Source organism: Marinobacter caseinilyticus (genome assembly GCF_011074955.1).
Lineage (GTDB): Bacteria > Pseudomonadota > Gammaproteobacteria > Pseudomonadales > Oleiphilaceae > Marinobacter > Marinobacter caseinilyticus.
In genome coordinates, this window is sequence record NZ_WUQJ01000016.1 from 1 (window position 1) to 15,039 (window position 15,039).

The 15,039-nt window shown below is 57.1% G+C and carries 15 protein-coding genes; 2 read left to right on the forward strand and 13 right to left on the reverse strand.

All coding sequences use genetic code 11. The annotated features are described in order from the left end of the window. Positions 1 to 506 precede the first annotated feature (506 nt). Entirely contained in the window at positions 507 to 1,385 is an 879-nt protein-coding gene (locus tag GRX64_RS06250; RefSeq protein ID WP_166264798.1) for a response regulator transcription factor, read from the forward strand. Between the two features lie 104 nt (positions 1,386 to 1,489). On the opposite strand, the gene GRX64_RS06255 is transcribed toward GRX64_RS06250, so the two are convergent. From GRX64_RS06255 to GRX64_RS06315, 13 genes are all read right to left on the reverse strand, one after another. After that, entirely contained in the window at positions 1,490 to 2,761 is a 1,272-nt protein-coding gene (locus tag GRX64_RS06255; RefSeq protein WP_166264801.1) for a TadG family pilus assembly protein, read from the reverse strand. Between the two features lie 2 nt (positions 2,762 to 2,763). Then, positions 2,764 to 3,213, reverse strand: a complete 450-nt coding sequence (locus GRX64_RS06260) for a TadE/TadG family type IV pilus assembly protein (protein ID WP_166264804.1) — start codon at positions 3,211 to 3,213, stop codon at positions 2,764 to 2,766. Positions 3,214 to 3,222: 9 nt separating this feature from the next. Continuing rightward, positions 3,223 to 4,173: a tetratricopeptide repeat protein gene (locus GRX64_RS06265; protein ID WP_166264807.1), complete on the reverse strand. Its 951-nt coding sequence runs from the start codon at positions 4,171 to 4,173 to the stop codon at positions 3,223 to 3,225. A gap of 29 nt (positions 4,174 to 4,202) precedes the next feature. Further along, positions 4,203 to 5,198 (reverse strand): type II secretion system F family protein, encoded by a 996-nt coding sequence (locus tag GRX64_RS06270; protein WP_166264810.1) that lies wholly within the window; start codon positions 5,196 to 5,198, stop codon positions 4,203 to 4,205. 12 nt (positions 5,199 to 5,210) lie between these two features. After that, complete coding sequence (locus GRX64_RS06275) at positions 5,211 to 6,194, reverse strand: type II secretion system F family protein (protein WP_207308742.1); 984 nt, start codon at positions 6,192 to 6,194, stop codon at positions 5,211 to 5,213. Continuing rightward, the gene (locus GRX64_RS06280) at positions 6,191 to 7,531 is read right to left on the reverse strand and encodes a TadA family conjugal transfer-associated ATPase (RefSeq protein WP_207308745.1); all 1,341 of its coding nucleotides are present in this window, start codon (positions 7,529 to 7,531) and stop codon (positions 6,191 to 6,193) included. The genes GRX64_RS06275 and GRX64_RS06280 overlap by 4 nt, the downstream gene beginning before the upstream one ends. A gap of 58 nt (positions 7,532 to 7,589) precedes the next feature. Further along, positions 7,590 to 8,774: a CpaE/TadZ family protein gene (locus GRX64_RS06285; protein ID WP_207308743.1), complete on the reverse strand. Its 1,185-nt coding sequence runs from the start codon at positions 8,772 to 8,774 to the stop codon at positions 7,590 to 7,592. Positions 8,775 to 8,785: 11 nt separating this feature from the next. Further along, entirely contained in the window at positions 8,786 to 9,031 is a 246-nt protein-coding gene (locus GRX64_RS06290) for a hypothetical protein (RefSeq protein ID WP_166264818.1), read from the reverse strand. Positions 9,032 to 9,097: 66 nt separating this feature from the next. After that, entirely contained in the window at positions 9,098 to 10,663 is a 1,566-nt protein-coding gene (locus GRX64_RS06295) for a type II and III secretion system protein family protein (RefSeq protein WP_166264820.1), read from the reverse strand. Positions 10,664 to 10,704: 41 nt separating this feature from the next. After that, positions 10,705 to 11,535: a Flp pilus assembly protein CpaB gene (gene cpaB, locus GRX64_RS06300; protein ID WP_152206448.1), complete on the reverse strand. Its 831-nt coding sequence runs from the start codon at positions 11,533 to 11,535 to the stop codon at positions 10,705 to 10,707. Further along, a complete protein-coding gene (locus GRX64_RS06305) occupies positions 11,532 to 12,914 on the reverse strand; it encodes an ATP-binding protein (protein ID WP_207308744.1) in 1,383 nt (460 codons plus the stop codon). The genes cpaB and GRX64_RS06305 overlap by 4 nt, the downstream gene beginning before the upstream one ends. Positions 12,915 to 12,940: 26 nt before the next feature. Next, positions 12,941 to 13,498 carry an A24 family peptidase gene (locus GRX64_RS06310; RefSeq protein ID WP_166264822.1) on the reverse strand — a complete coding sequence of 186 codons (558 nt, stop codon included), beginning with the start codon at positions 13,496 to 13,498 and terminating at the stop codon, positions 12,941 to 12,943. Positions 13,499 to 13,561: 63 nt separating this feature from the next. After that, the gene (locus tag GRX64_RS06315) at positions 13,562 to 13,744 is read right to left on the reverse strand and encodes a hypothetical protein (RefSeq protein ID WP_166264824.1); all 183 of its coding nucleotides are present in this window, start codon (positions 13,742 to 13,744) and stop codon (positions 13,562 to 13,564) included. Positions 13,745 to 14,218: 474 nt separating this feature from the next. Between GRX64_RS06315 and GRX64_RS06320 the strand changes: the two genes are divergently transcribed. Continuing rightward, a partial coding sequence (locus tag GRX64_RS06320) for a transposase (protein WP_166264826.1) occupies positions 14,219 to 15,039 on the forward strand: 821 nt, incomplete at its 3' end.

The following is a 15,039-nucleotide window of genomic DNA, read 5'->3' on the forward strand; positions in this document are numbered from 1 at the left end:
GTGAGTCGGATTTTACGGGAGGCAAAACGCAAGACCTGACCCCGCAAGCTTCTCGAAGGAAATTGGTGATTTCTTTGGGATCCACTATTCCCGAGTGAGTCGGATTTTACGGGAGGCAAAACGCAAGACCTGACCCCGCAAGCTTCTCTAAGCTTCTCTCGCAAGCTTCTCTTGGAGCGTTTATGAAACCTCCGGGCTATAGGTATACATCCTGTTGAGCCAGACATAAGATATTTATTAATATCTAGTAATATCATAAGCTTGTAATATATATTATATGTTTTAACAAGAGTTAACATTCTGGAATTGATTTACCAAAATTTAATCTACATGATCAATTAACGACAAGATATCTGGAAAAGCGACACATTTTCCGATCTTCGGAGCTTCACTGCCGCAGTAGATCAATCTTGATCCGACAGCCCCTCAATACGAAGCTGAGAGTGCCGGCCATTTGTCCCGTCCAAAACATACAGGACCGAGGCTTGCAAGGGAGATGCGTTCATATGGATTACGCTGGCTGTATTCTTGTTGTTGTCAGAAATGTTGAAACCGACTCACCGGAGAATTACGCAGCTCTGTTGGAACAACGGGGATACCGGGTTGAATACGTCCCCCCGGGTCAATGCCCCTTGGCCGCTATCAGGAAACAGGCGCCCCTCGCCGTTTTATTCCAGTTCGATTATCCGGATCTGCCCGGCCTCGCAAGCTTACGGGAAACGAAACAACAGATTCCGTCAGTGCCTGTGATCATGATCACTCAGGCTCATTCCGAGCAGCTTGCGGTCTGGGCATTCCGCGCACAGGTCTGGGATTACTTTGTCCACCCCATTGATATAAAGCGGTTAATCAATGTGGCGGACACCCTGGCGAAAATACGACAGGGCGGACCCACAAAACGGACCGAACTGGACCGGAGCAACGCCATACCTCCCGAAGCCAGGTTGCGCTGTAGCGGAAGCCGGGAAGAGCAGGCGATGCTGGATCAGATCCTGACCTATGTAGACGGCAATCTTCACCAAAAAATCGTGCAGTTTGAGGTAGCTAAACGTTTCGGCTTTAGCCCCTTCCAGTTCAGCCGGCTGTTCAAGCGTATCACCACCGTCACGTTTCAGGCCTATCTGTTGACACGAAGAGTCGAAGAAGCAAAACGTCTACTGGCCAATCCAAAAGTGTCCGTCACCGATGTCTGCTTTACCGTCGGCTTTCAGGATCTTTCCTATTTCACTCGGGTTTTTCAGCGTCATGTGGGCAGCACGCCTTCCCGCTTCCGCCGGGCGGTCGGAGAGAAGCCAGCAACTGTGCCCATAGTGGAGTCCCTGGAACAGGCTCTTGCCTATGAAGTGCTTTTTTCCTCCGAAAATCCTCAGCCCGTGAAGCCCTGAGCAGAAATTGACGCACTGACTGATTACCGGCCTTCCCCCGGCGGTATTCCCGCCTGCAGTCAACAGAGCCTGGTGCGGCCCTGCAGCAGGCTCTGGCGTGAACGTCAGTCCACCAGCACCGGAATGCGGGCAAGAACACCGAAATTTTCCCCTCCGGTCTTGCCTTTCGGTTCGCGGGCAGAGCAATCCGGCAGGAAATAGATGGACTTCTGACGCCAGCCGGTCTCCTGAGGATCTGAATCCCAATCAGCCGGCGTGAAGTCTGGCTTTTCGAGTTGGAACTCGGCCACGAAAGAATTCCATCGAACAGTGCCATCAGGATCGCTGCTGCTCCAAATTCCCGGTGACGTCCCGTCGCTGTCCACCGCAGGCAACTCCATTTCCAGCGGGGCCCTTGTATCAATGGAATTCGCCTGATTCACTATCCAGACAATGTTGAGGTTGACCGCCCCAATCAGTTTATTACTGGGCCCGACGCCAGAAGGGCAAGAAAGCACCGGTAATGTCATGTTCCAGAGTCGCTTTTTCTCGGTTTCCGCTTCCCAGCAGTCATACAGCTTCTGGAACGCCGACTGCAATTGGCCGTTGACGGTCTGGAGGTCTTCCCCGAAGGTCAGTTCGTCCGGATTCCCGCCTTCACAGGTTACTGCCTTGACGTCATTGGCACTGGCACTGCCATTGACGTTCTGTTCGAAAGAAGTCCAGCCACCGGTATCAGCGTTATCCGGAATAAAACGGCCCACGCTGCATTCGTATTCGCCTGACGTATTAAGCAGGGCGTCTTGGCATATCCCGATAGGCTGATCGACGTCTTCCGGTCGCAGTGAACTGGCAAAACCGATATAGGCTACGGCCCGCGCCGCGACCTTGTAATCATTGAAGCCAAGCACCCTGCCGAAGAATGCCTGCACAGGAGTTGCTTCCCGCTCGCTGACCACCTCAACCGCATTGATGAAATCGGGATCGGCATCCAGTTCCTCGGTGGTAACCGAAAACAGATCAATGGTGGCAAGAGACGGGTTGGGTGTAAAAGTCCGGGTCGCGAAGCTCCAGTGCCCCCGCAGGACACTGGTCACCTCGACCGGACTGCCCTGGCTACTGTTTGCCAGGGCCGCTGCTCTCGCAATGTCGTTGGCGCCCGTATTAATCGCACTGCCGTCCTCGGTATAAAGCACCCGGGCGCCGGCCAGCGCGCCCGCATCCGCGGCATTGTGAAGCTCGTTTCTGGCCACATAGAGATTACCGCCGTCTATTGCCAGCGCAGCGAACGCCAACAGCATAAGAAGGGCTATGGCCATCAGGACCATGGACAGACCCCGCTGTCGAGCCGGACCTGACCGCATTCCCTGCAAAGACTTCACGTTCCGGTTCGTCATGATCACTCAGCCCGCATCACGATGGTGGAAGAAAGGTCCAGAGCGCCACCAAAGGTGCCGATAAACCCCGGAAGTATCAGAAACTGATAGGGGTAGGTTATGTTCACCGTGAGCTCATCACCGGCATCGAAGACTCCATTGCCCGATAAATCTGTGCGCTGGATATCCGTGGTCATGGTGGCAACCCCGCCCAGAGAGATCAGGTAGTCCGCTGCATAATTATCGATCGCCTGCCGGATAGCGGTGTCTTCACTGACCATGTCACGGGGAGAAGGACGGAAAAGTATCCCGGTCCTGGCCCCTTCCCGGCCGGCATTGGTCAGGGTTGCCTTATCAAACAGAGCCACGCTGAATTCGATGATTGCGAACAGAATCAGAAACAGCAGTGCGGAGGTAATCGCGAACTCCACGACTTCAGCACCTTTTTGCCGGCGCAGTGAGTGCATCTTCATGCTGATCCCCTATTGACCATTTTGCGCGACATTACGGTCCATCATGCGTCTGGTATTGTCGGCGTTCTCGCTGGCTTTGACGTAATAAACCGGTGACAGACGCATTGCCTCCTTGAAGAACGACAAGGCCTGGTTGTAATCCCCCTCCATCATGGAGACGAAACCCACATCGTTATAAGCCCCGGATTCATTGCCGGCTCTACCCAGTGCCTCAAGCGCGAACTGATAATTTTTCTCCCTGGCGTGGACCAGCCCCAGGTTGCGCCAGGCCAGCTCGTAGTTGCCATTTACTCGCAGCGCCGCTTCTAGGGCCTTACGCGCTCCGGGCCAATCCCCAGCCAGGTAGCGCGAGTATCCGAGATTGTTAAGGATCTGGGGCGAGTCCGGATTGATGTCCAGCGCGTGCTGGTAATAAGGTCCGGCATTCCAGGGCTTGGAGTCCATGTCAGCCAGAACCCCCAAGGCGTTGTAGGCCTGCCAGGGCGCCCGGGTGGTGATCTTGACCACTGAATCCAGCTGGATCTTTGCGGCATCGTACTGGCGCCGTTCCAGATACAGGAGCCCCAGGCCTGTACCGGCCTGAAGGTGCTCCGGCTCAAGCCGCAACACCCACTGGTAGGCCAATTCGGCTAGCCGATTGTTCTCCCGGGAATGATGAATGCTGCCGATCTTGTAAAGAATGTCGGCTGTCGGCTCTTCGGCAAGCCTCAGACCTCGAATATATTCGAAAAGGGCGCGATCATAGTCGCCACTCTGAGCCGCTTTATTACCGTAGCTGTAAGCTTCCTCCGCCGAACCTACCGGAAACGCAGTGGCATAGGTCGCGGAGGATTCTCCGTCATAGAAGGCGCCATAGGCGTCGTCCATCTGTCCGTTGGAAGGCGTTGCGGCACAGCCGGCCAGAGCCGCACTGGCTAACAGCGCCAGCAGAATTCTTTTGCCCTTGTATGTCGTATCCATGCGCTCATCTCTTTGAAGGCTGATCGTTATTATTTTCCAGCCATGGCTTCCATGGCTCCCAGCAACGGTGGCCCAAGGGCAACCACAAAAAAACTCGGCAGTACACAGAACACCAGGGGAAAGAGCATTTTCGTGCTTACCTTGGCGGCTTTCTCTTCCGCTTCCTGGGTCCGCTTGTCCCGCAATTCGGCTGCATAAATGCGCAGGGTGCCGGCTATACTGGTGCCAAAACGCATGCTCTGGATCAGGCTTGTAACCAGGCCGCGAATATCTTCCACGCCGGATCGATCTTCGAGATCCCGCAAGGCCGTGCGCGTGTCCATTCCGGCCCGCGTCTGCATACCGAACATCTTCAATTCCTCTGAAAGATCAGGTTGGCTGATCTCCAGATCCCGTGCCACGCGCTGGATGGCTGCTGACAGCCCCAGTCCTGCCTCGGTACAGACCACCAGCAGATCAAGTGTGTCGGGCAGGCCACGGCGTAGACTGGTGGCCCGGCGCTTGATTGCCCGATTCAGCCAGTAAGTGGGCAGCAAATAGCCGGCCATGGCACCGGACAGTCCCAGCAACAGCGTGGTACTGAAAGTGACGCCAAACAGCGAGCACGCCAACAGTGCCAGGGTCGGGAGCAGCAAGGTCAGCCCGAGCTTGGCGCCATAAAAGGTGTTTAGCGCGCCCGGCGCGTAGATGCCGGCATGGCGAAGCTGCTTAAACGCTCTGTTCTTGACCTCCTTGTCGGTGGGCATCAGGCGAGCACCCATCGGCTCGGCAAGACGCAGCAGGCTGCTACCGCTCTTTTCAGGGAGGGAGTCGGCGCCGCCGGATGCGCCTGCGGCCACTATCTTCGGCTCCAGCCCCTGAATACGGCGGCGCACCGGATTGCTCAACCCCAGGTAAATCAACAGACCGGCCAGCATCAACGCGAAAACCGCCACCCCCAGCATGACAATAAAACTGAGTTGCGCCAGCTGTGGATCGGCAATCAAATCATGCAGCAATACCTGCAACTGGCTCAGAATATCCATCGCGCGCTCCTTCTAGACATTAATGCGCACGATTCGGCGCATCCATAAAATACCGGTGATTGTCAGCACAAATGCCACTACGACCAACTGACGTCCTGTCGGGTTTTCGATCAGCATCGGTAGAAAAGTCGGGGTGATGATCGCTAGCAAGCCAGCCAGGGCGAAAGGCAGTAATGATAGAATCCAGGCAGCAAGCTTTCCCTCGGCGGACAGAGTCCGCAATTTGCGATGAAAACGGAATCGGTCACGAATAACCGCGGCGAGATTTTCCAGCAGTTCGGCCAGGTTGCCCCCGGTCTCTTTCTGGATGAGCACCGAGGTGACGAAAACCATGACCGTGACACTGCCAATACGTGCCAGCAATCCTTTGAGGGCCGCGCGCGCATCGCCCCCATAATTGATTTCCATGAAGATCATGCGAAATTCCGGCCCGATGGGCTCGGGCATCTCTTCCGCGACCAAATTCATCGCGTCAACGAACGGGTGTCCCGCACGCAATGCCCGCGCCATGACAATCAACGCCTCGGGCAGTTGTTCCTCGAACTTTATCAGGCGCTGGGCCCGGGCACGCATCAGCCCCATGACCGGCAGCACACCCAAACCAGCTCCGGCCAGGATCCCGACTACCGGCGAGGACAGCCAGGAACCCATTAACAGGCCGGCTATACCCGCCAGTGCAGCGCTTTTAAGAACCACGCGGTAGGCCAGAGTCTTGCGACCGGCCTGCTCTATCAGACGCTCCAGGGCCTCCATGCCGGGCAGCGACTCCATGGCCCGTTCCAGGCCCGAGAGTTCACTCAGCTGCTTGCGCCGCATCAGCGATACCGGGTCACTAACGTCCGCCCCGTCAGTGACCGACTGCAAACGCTTTTTCAAACGTCTGCGGGCCTGGCGGTTTTCGCCAAAGGCCGGCACGATAAAACTCTGCAGCAGCAGAAAAGCGGCAATAAAGACCATGCCGATAAAGATCATCTCGTCGGAAATGTTCCAGTTCATCGCCATTGCTCCTGGCCTTGTTGGAAAATCTCCAGGCCGGGCGCCATGTTGCGCCGCCGCAAGTGTTCATAGAAGTGTGGCACCACCCCGGTTGGCAAGAATCTGCCGGTGACGTTGCCCTCTTCATCCACACCTTCACGGCGGAACTGGAAAATCTCCGACATGGTGATAATGTCGCCTTCCTGACCATTTATCTCCTGCACGCTGACCAGGCGCCGCTTGCCGTCTTCCTGACGCTCAAGCTGCAGCACCACATCAATGGCCGATGCGATCTGGGCCCGCAGGGGCTTGGCGGGCAGGTTTATGCCGCTCATGGCTACCATGCTTTCGATACGGGTCAGGGCGTCCCGGGGCGTATTGGCGTGGATAGTGGTCAGGGAACCGTCATGGCCTGTATTCATGGCCTGAAGCATATCCAGGGCTTCGCCGCCGCGAACCTCGCCAATGATGATCCGGTCCGGACGCATCCGCAGACTGTTCCTGACCAGATCCCGCTGGCTCACCTCACCCCGGCCCTCGATGTTGGGAGGCCGTGTTTCCAGTCGCACCACATGAGGCTGCTGCAGTTGCAGTTCCGCGGAGTCCTCAATGGTGACAATGCGCTCATTATGAGGAATGAAGCTGGACAACACGTTGAGCATGGTGGTCTTGCCGGAGCCGGTGCCGCCAGAGACCAGCACATTAAGCCGGGACTTGACCGCAGCTTCCAGCAGTCGAGACACTTCCTCCGGCATGGCACCCAGCTCAACCAGGTTTTCCGCAGTCAGCTTGTCTACCGAAAAGCGCCGAATTGAAAGCATGGGGCCGTCGATGGCCAAGGGAGGGATCACGGCGTTGACCCGCGATCCATCCTTGAGGCGCGCGTCAACCATCGGCGAGGACTCGTCAATCCTCCGGCCCACGCCGGAAACGATGCGATCGATGATGGTTAAAAGATGCCGGTCGCTGCTGAAGCGCAGGCGGGTTTGCTCAAGCTTGCCATGGCGCTCCACAAAAATCGGCGCGGTGCCGTTGACCAGGATATCCGAGACGCTGTTGTCAGCCAGCAGTACCTCCAACGGACCCAGGCCCAGCACTTCATTCTGAAGGTCGACAATAATACGTTGGCGCACGCTGGCGTTGAACGGCAGGGTCTCTTCCCGCATCAGCGTCTCGCAGACCTGCTGGATCTGCTTGCGCGCATCCCGGTCGGACAAACTGCCCAGCAATGACAGGTCAAGGGTCTTGACCAGCCGATCGAAAAGCGATTCCTTGAACGCCTGCTCTTGCTCTGAGAAGTTGCCCTGCTCCTCGCCATTTCGCCGGGCCGGCGCGGTCCAGCCTGCACTGCGAACCATGTCGTTGGTGTCGGTACCGTTCGGTTTCTGACGCAGATTCATATAGTTATCCTCAGGTTTAGCGTGCCCAGGTGAGCGGGTTCCATCGGGAACCTACGGTGCGTAGTTGCCCCTCTCCTTCACTCAATGAGCGGGCCATCTTGACCAGTTCGCGGGTAATCGACGCGCCCGAGACGGATTCCAGGAGCGGACTGCCGATATTGATGCTTTGACTGACACGCTTGTAATCATTGGGCAGGGTGACGGTGCGCAGTTCGGGCAAAGCACCGCTGATGTCTTTCAGCGAAACCGGATTACTTTTACTGAAACGGTTCACCACCACGATTATCTGGGAATTCCGGACATTCAGTTCGGTCCGGAGAATCGACACCAGACGCTGGGCATCCCGCAGATGGGCAATGCCCTGCTCCATTACCACCAGCACATGGTCGGCGTGCTCCAGGGTCATGGCCGTGGCACCGCTGACCCATCGAGGCAGGTCCACGACTATGTCTTCGTAGGCTTCGCCGAGAAGCTTCAACAACATCTCGACGCGATCTTCCGGAACATCGGCGATGGTGACCTTGTCCTCGGAGGTGGCGGCCATCAGGTCCAGGCCGCTCTGGTGGTTAAGCACATAGCCCTCAAGTGCCATCAGATCCAGGCTGTCCACCAATTCCAATGCCCGCACAAGGCCATTGCGCGGCGTCAGATTAAAATAGAGGGGCAAAGCTCCGAACTGCATATCCATATCCAGCAATACGGTGCGCTTCTGGATCGATTTCGCGAGAATATGAGCAAGATTGGCAGCCACCATGCTCGCGCCTGAGCCACCTTTGGCATTGATAACGGCCGTGAGCCGGGCGGTTTTGTGGCTGGACTGTGAGCGTTGATCCCGCTGCAACTGGCCGATGAACTGACCAATCTCGGCCTCGTCGACCGGCATCGAGAGAAAGTCCCTCGCGCCGGCGCGCATGGCCACGCGGATCAGGTCGGCGTTGTCCTTTTCACCGATCACCAGCAACGGTGGCCGGGAACTGGCGGGGCGTTCAGTCAACGCTGCCAGCTCGGCTCGCCAGTTCTCACTCACCATCAGCACCATGGCATCTGGCATGGGCGATACGTCACGTAAAGGATCGACACGACTATCGGCCAATACTTTTGTGGTCACGCGAACTTCACGGCGCGCAGCCAGCAGATTTTCCAGAGTACTCAAGCCCTCTCTGGAACAGCCCGCAAGCAGTATTTCCATTTGATAGCGCATATCTGTCCTCGCTAAATTCCGGGTATCTCACTGGTCATCACCGACGGCGCCGCGCCCCGGTTCCGGTAATATTCCATGACGCTGACGGCCTTATCGCCAGTCATAGGCGGTGCCTCGTCGCCGGGCCGATAAACCTGTGCGGCCATGGTGTGCCGGAGGCTCGCACCGTGGGGAGGGAGGTCATCCCCGGGAGACGATGCGCAACCGGTGATCAGAACGGTTGTGGCAACCGCTAGCAGAATCTGTGAACGAAACATATGCATCTCCCGACAAGAAAACTCGAAGTGTGGTGACTGAAAGAACAATTGTTAAAAGCAAAGCCCTTAAAGGTCATGACCGAACAGCCCTTCGGTGCCACCCTGAAGCCGGTTTCGGAGGGGGTCGATAGCGCCATTATCAGTACGCTCAGCACTTTCGGGCTGACCCTGAAGCCGGCCAAGCAGATAGAACTCCACGTCACTCGGGGCAACAAAGCTGCCGGTGGGAAGACGGATATCCTCGGGAGCCACAGGCTTGGCCAACCGCGCGGTGACGAATATCACCAGTTCGGTCTGCTCCTTGATGAACTCCTGGCTGCGGAACAAAGCCCCGAGGATGGGTATATCGCCCAGGCCGGGGAATTTACTGACGTTCTCCCGCAGCGTCTCGTTCAGCATGCCGGCAATGGCGATGGTCTGGCCATTGCCCAGCTCCAGGGTGGAGCTGGCACTGCGCTTGACCAGGGCGGGAATAAAGAACTGGTTCGCCACCTGCCCTGCTTGCCCCACCCCTATTCTAAGGGCGTTATTGTTGGTCAATTCCGAGACCGCCACATCGACCCGCAGGTTGATAACCCCGGAATCCAGCACCACCGGCAGGAAACCCAGGCTGACACCAAACTCCTGTTGCTCTATGGTCACCTGACCGTCGCCCTGGGGCACCGGAATCGGAAATTCGCCCCCGGCCAGGAAACGCGCCTCTTCCCCGGTCAGGGTGGTCAGATTGGGTTCTGCCAGAATCTTGGCGACACCCTCACGCTTGGCAGCATCGAGCACCGCATTGATCAGATAATCGCTACCCGCATAACTGGCAAAGATACCGGTGTCTTCTATGGACCGTATGTTGGGAGCGAACTCATCGACCACGGGTCCAATGGGAGTCTGGCCACCGAACACCGGCAAACGGCCGCCCTCCAGAACACTGTCCGCGAATACGGCGTCAGGAAAGCTGGCACCGCCATTGACCGCGCCGAGCTTGAGCGAACTGCCAGCAATGTTCAGCACATCGAACTGGATATCCAGGCGCTTGACCAACGACCGGGAAACTTCGGCAACTTTGACGTCCAGCATGACCTGCTGGGCCCCGCCGACCTGCATGAGGTTAAGGATGGGTGATTGACCGCCCTCCTTGCGCGCGCCGGCGAAACTGCTGGCCACCCGCATGGCCGCATCCACCCGCGCGGCACTGGTGACCTCACCGTTCAGCACCAGGGTTTCGTTAGCGGAACGAACGCCAATCCGTTCGGTGGGCAAAAGCGCGTGCAAATCGGCTTTCAGATTTTCCAGATCGTGGATCACCTTGACGTTGAGTGTACCCTGCAGGTTTTCGTCGTCATCCCATAAAAGTACATTGGTGCTACCCAGGGCTTTACCCAGCACGTATATCTGCCGCGACCTCACTACCACCACGTCGGCAATGTCCGGGTTGCCTACGGAAACGATCTTTACTTTATTCGGAAAGCCCATGAGTCGCGACTTGTTGAGCGGCACTTCCACCGGGACCGGACGGGTAGGGTCCCGGTCCGGGAGCAAGACACGATCACTGGACTGCGCCGTCACCATCGCCGGCCAACAGAGGCAAAACAGTAAAGCCACAACCCCTGTCAGCGTATTAATTCCTGGCTTTTGCATGGTACTTCCCCGCTCTATTTCGTTATTGTTGCAATCAGACATTACTCGTGAACAACGGTCGAACTGGTTTCAGTGCCACGGATCACGTTCACCTGCATGTGTCGACTCCGGTTAACGGCTTTTGGTTTAGCCTGTTGCGCCGGCTTCACCACAGGCTGAGGCGTCTGAGCAGGCGCCTCAGCCACTGCAATTGTTTCCGGTTGCTCTTCCGTTTTCTCGAGCGGGTTGCGCAGGGTCAGTGCGACCTTGCCCTCCTGGGTTGCCTCGAATAAGCGCTCCGCCTGCCTTGGCGTGACCGCCAGGGTGACGGCTCTGACGATCACAGGACCGTCCCGTTCCTGGGAGGCATTCTGGTCCACCGCCAGCACTGTAATGCGGCGCAGGATGGTATCGGAGGCAATGGACCGGCTACCGCCGCCATCGCGTTTACTGGACACCACGTCCACCTCGTCCCCCGGCAGCAAGAAGCCCGCAACACCCGCAACGTCGTCAACCCGCACACTGATGGCACGCATACCCGGCTCCAGCACGGCAGCCAGCGCGCTACCGCCGGAGTGCTCGGCCACCCGGCGCTCCAGTACCACTTCACCGGAATAAATAGCCTGCGAACTGACGCGCCCGATGACGTCATCCATTGATGTAAAACTACCCTCCGGTACCGCATGCGGCGGCAATTTCATCATCCTGAGATCGGTTGCCAGAACTTGGCGCCCGAAGGGGATGGATTGCGCCGCCACCACCACGGACGCATCTTCCGAGACCGCATCGCCGCCGCTCATGCGCTCCTGCACCCAACTGTTCGCCATGCCCGCCGCGCCCATAGCCAGTACAGCCGACAGACCGACCATTAACACAATCCCTTTTTTCTTCATGACTCACGCTCCTTGCCGGCGATACCGGCATCCACGAAATAGTTTTGCCAGGCCATCGTCAGCGCCTCCCTAGTTAATGTCTGCTGGCCCATATAATTCAGGTAATCCATTGCCAGGCCGATGAGATCCCGGGGATGGCAAGGCAACAGGGGTACGTTTAAGCCGCCATGCAATTCGTGCAGCATGAACTCGACCAGGCCGGGGTCAGGCGCAAAACCCTGACGGTTACATTCCTGCCGCCAGATGCCGCGGTATTCATCCGCCGTGAGGGCCTCGAACCGAATCTTGTAACCGATTCGGCGCAGAAATGCCGGGTCGGCCAGTTCCAGGGGGTGCCTGTTGCTGGAGAACACCAGGGCCACATCAAAAGGCACCTGGAAATGCTGGCCGCTGCGCAGGCTGAGAAAATCCTGGCTTTCTTCCATGGGCACGATCCAGCGGTTAAACAGTTCGTCCGGGCGCATGCGCTGGCGGCCCAGGTCGTCAATAATCAACATGCCGTTATTGGCCCGCCATTGAGCCGGAGCGTGATGGATGCGGGTCGCGGTGTCGTACTGGACTTCCAGCATGTCCATAGTCAGTTCGCCGCCGACGATCACCACCGGGCGCTTACAGAGGACGTAGCGGGGGTCATGGCCCTGGTCGAGAAACAGGGAGGTTTCCGGCAGTGTGCCGGATACGGGCTCGTGGGCGCCGGCGTCAAAAAGTCGAACCGCCTTATCAGCCACCAGCACCGCATAGGGAACCAGCACCTCCCCGGACATCAGCCGGGCGAGCTTGCGGGCGATAAAGGTTTTGCCTGTACCGGCATCACCGTAGATGAATATGGACCGGCCCGAATGCATGGCCGGGCCAAGCTGGTCCAGCACTTCCGGCCGGATGGCCACATCCTCGAAGGCAAGGCGCACCTGCTCACGGTCCAGGCCGCGGGCACTCATTGTCTGATGGGCGACGAGGGACGTGTACTGGCTCAGGGGCACGGGCGCTGGCCCGACATAACCATCCCGCCCGAGAGCTTCCAGGGCCGCGGCCCGGCCCCGTTCGGTGAGAGCAAAACGCAACAGGCCGCTCTGGGTGGCGCCGCGCACTTCCGCCCGGCTCTGCTCCCGCAAAAAGGCCAACACCTGTTCAATGATTCCGCCCGACAGTGCTGTGCAACGGGTCACCTCTCCAAGGTCGAGCACGCCCCGTTCAAAAAGGTGTTTGGAAATCAGGTCTGCAACGTAGAGTTCACTGAGGCCGGTTTCTTCCAGGCTACGGGGACGCATGGCTGGCAACGTGTCAGCGTCGGTTCTGAAACCCGGGATATCCAGGATCGGCGGCTCGGTAATCCCGGCCTGATCGGACAGCGTCTGGTGTGCTAACTGATCATTGTTCATAGTGCTGTCCCAAGGTGAACGTCCTGTCAGCTAGCAATTCCGTTCAGCGGCGATTGCCAGATCAGAAACATGCTGGTGCCCAGAGCGATGGACACGGCAAAAGGAAACTTGCGGCCCATGACTTCACCGTCGGCAGGGCGCAGATAAACTGGTCGGCCAGTGGCGACCAGTGTTCGGAACATCAAGCCATAGCGCTGCCAGGGCGACGGCGAATTGGCTGAAAAAAGCGCCAGAAACATGAACCCCAGGGCGATCACCCCACCCACGATGAGGCTTACCAGACCGGCGATCAGAACGTTGTATGGGCCGAGAAAGGTGCCAACCGCTGCCATCAGTTTGGCGTCGCCAGCCCCGGTTGTGCCCAGTAGGTAACCAGGCATCAAAATCACTAGACCCGCACCAAGACCCGCCAATGCGCTAAGTAAGCCGTCGGACCCGAACACCACCATTTGAAGCACGATCCCTACGAGGGCGCCGGACAAAACCAGAACATTTGGAATGCGTCGATGGCGGAGATCCCAGATTGCCGCAGTCCAGAGCAATACCTGTACCGGCATAGTGATGACTAATGCTTCGGAATACATATTGCTTTTCCTAGTCCCGTTAGAGAAAAGCTGCCGAGACTACCCGGCAGCTTTGATTAATGACTAAGGAGTACCACCCAGCAGAACCCGAACGTCGTCAAGCAGCCCAGCTGCCAAGGTTCCAATCTCAGTAAAAACTACTGCACCTACAGCAACAACCAAACCAGCAACCAGCGCCCACTCAACAACCTCAGTACCTTCTTCTTCAATCAGGAAACGCTTCACACCCATCATTAGTTTGTTCATGTCTAATCTCCATCGATTTTGATTTGCCAGGGCCTCTCTTAGCCCTAGGGAATCAGCTCCCACGACCAGACTCCGCTTTTAGCAGAATGAGTACTTGGATTTTGTTGCAGGGGTGTATAACTATTTTGCAGACATGTCGTAAGCGCCGTTAAACCGACACTTTTGTATCAGCAATACTGAGCCACATTTTTTGGAGCGGGCAACTTCACATTCCCGGGCCTCAGCGCTTTCAGCTTTTCCAACGTGTCTTTCTCGGCAATATGGGTGGGCAGGTGGTAGATCTAATGACTTTGGAGTACAGCCCTACAGGCGCTGCCGTGCTCACGTGGACGAATGAGAGGTATCGGGACGGAATGGCGATGAGTACGCGACGCGACGTCGGGGTCAGGTCTTGCGTTTTGCTCGACCTTGCTATTTCAATTGGATCACCGCAATCTTTCTCGCCTCAACTGAATCCATGGAAGGAGCCAAGGAATGGCCAGACCGTTGCGCCTGGAGTTTGCCGGCGCGCTGTATCACGTGACATCTCGGGGAAATCGTCGGGAGATGATTTACGCATCAGATGATGACCGACGCGATTGGTTGTCGATCCTTGATCAGGTCTGCGAGACCCTCAACTGGGTATGCCACGCCTACTGTCTGATGGGCAACCACTACCACCTGTTGATTGAGACGCCGGAAGGCAATCTTTCCAGAGGCATGCGCCAACTGAACGGTGTCTATACGCAGGTTTTCAATCGCCACCATGGCCGCGTTGGGCACGTGTTCCAGGGGCGTTATAAAGCGATTTTGGTTGAGAAGGACAGCTACCTGTTGGAACTATGCCGCTACATCGTGCTGAATCCTGTTCGCGCCGCGATGGTTCGATTGGCTGTCGAATGGCCCTGGAGCAGTTACCGCGCAACGGCGGGGTATGAAAGGGGTTTAAAGGCACTCGATATCGATTGGATTCTGTCTGCCTTTGGTGAAAAACGAGCCAAGGCCGTGGAGAGCTACGAGACCTTTGTGGCTGACGGCAAGAATCAGCCATCTCCGTGGGAAAAGCTCAAGAACCAAGTCTATCTCGGAAGCGATCAATTCGTTGACCAAATGCAACAGCGAATTGAACGGCCAGAACGTCTCAGTGAAATACCCAGGAGTCAGCGTCGCCCCTTGGCCAAGGCGCTGCAATTTTACAAAGATTCTGCCCCCTCCCGAAACGAGGCCATTCATTTAGCGTATGCGAGTGGCGGGTACGGCTTGAAGGAAATTGGTGATTTCTTTGGGATCCACTATTCCCGAGTGAGTCGGATTTT

Bases quoted from the DNA above. Each gene is read 5' to 3' on its own strand.
- GRX64_RS06250 (WP_166264798.1), top strand. From the start codon at position 507: ATGGATTACGCTGGCTGTATTCTTGTTGTTGTCAGAAATGTTGAAACC.
- GRX64_RS06255 (WP_166264801.1), bottom strand. From the start codon at position 2,761: ATGACGAACCGGAACGTGAAGTCTTTGCAGGGAATGCGGTCAGGTCCG.
- GRX64_RS06260 (WP_166264804.1), bottom strand. From the start codon at position 3,213: ATGAAGATGCACTCACTGCGCCGGCAAAAAGGTGCTGAAGTCGTGGAG.
- GRX64_RS06265 (WP_166264807.1), bottom strand. From the start codon at position 4,173: ATGGATACGACATACAAGGGCAAAAGAATTCTGCTGGCGCTGTTAGCC.
- GRX64_RS06270 (WP_166264810.1), bottom strand. From the start codon at position 5,198: ATGGATATTCTGAGCCAGTTGCAGGTATTGCTGCATGATTTGATTGCC.
- GRX64_RS06275 (WP_207308742.1), bottom strand. From the start codon at position 6,194: ATGAACTGGAACATTTCCGACGAGATGATCTTTATCGGCATGGTCTTT.
- GRX64_RS06280 (WP_207308745.1), bottom strand. From the start codon at position 7,531: ATGGTTCGCAGTGCAGGCTGGACCGCGCCGGCCCGGCGAAATGGCGAG.
- GRX64_RS06285 (WP_207308743.1), bottom strand. From the start codon at position 8,774: ATGCGCTATCAAATGGAAATACTGCTTGCGGGCTGTTCCAGAGAGGGC.
- GRX64_RS06290 (WP_166264818.1), bottom strand. From the start codon at position 9,031: ATGTTTCGTTCACAGATTCTGCTAGCGGTTGCCACAACCGTTCTGATC.
- GRX64_RS06295 (WP_166264820.1), bottom strand. From the start codon at position 10,663: ATGCAAAAGCCAGGAATTAATACGCTGACAGGGGTTGTGGCTTTACTG.
- cpaB (WP_152206448.1), bottom strand. From the start codon at position 11,535: ATGAAGAAAAAAGGGATTGTGTTAATGGTCGGTCTGTCGGCTGTACTG.
- GRX64_RS06305 (WP_207308744.1), bottom strand. From the start codon at position 12,914: ATGAACAATGATCAGTTAGCACACCAGACGCTGTCCGATCAGGCCGGG.
- GRX64_RS06310 (WP_166264822.1), bottom strand. From the start codon at position 13,498: ATGTATTCCGAAGCATTAGTCATCACTATGCCGGTACAGGTATTGCTC.
- GRX64_RS06315 (WP_166264824.1), bottom strand. From the start codon at position 13,744: ATGAACAAACTAATGATGGGTGTGAAGCGTTTCCTGATTGAAGAAGAA.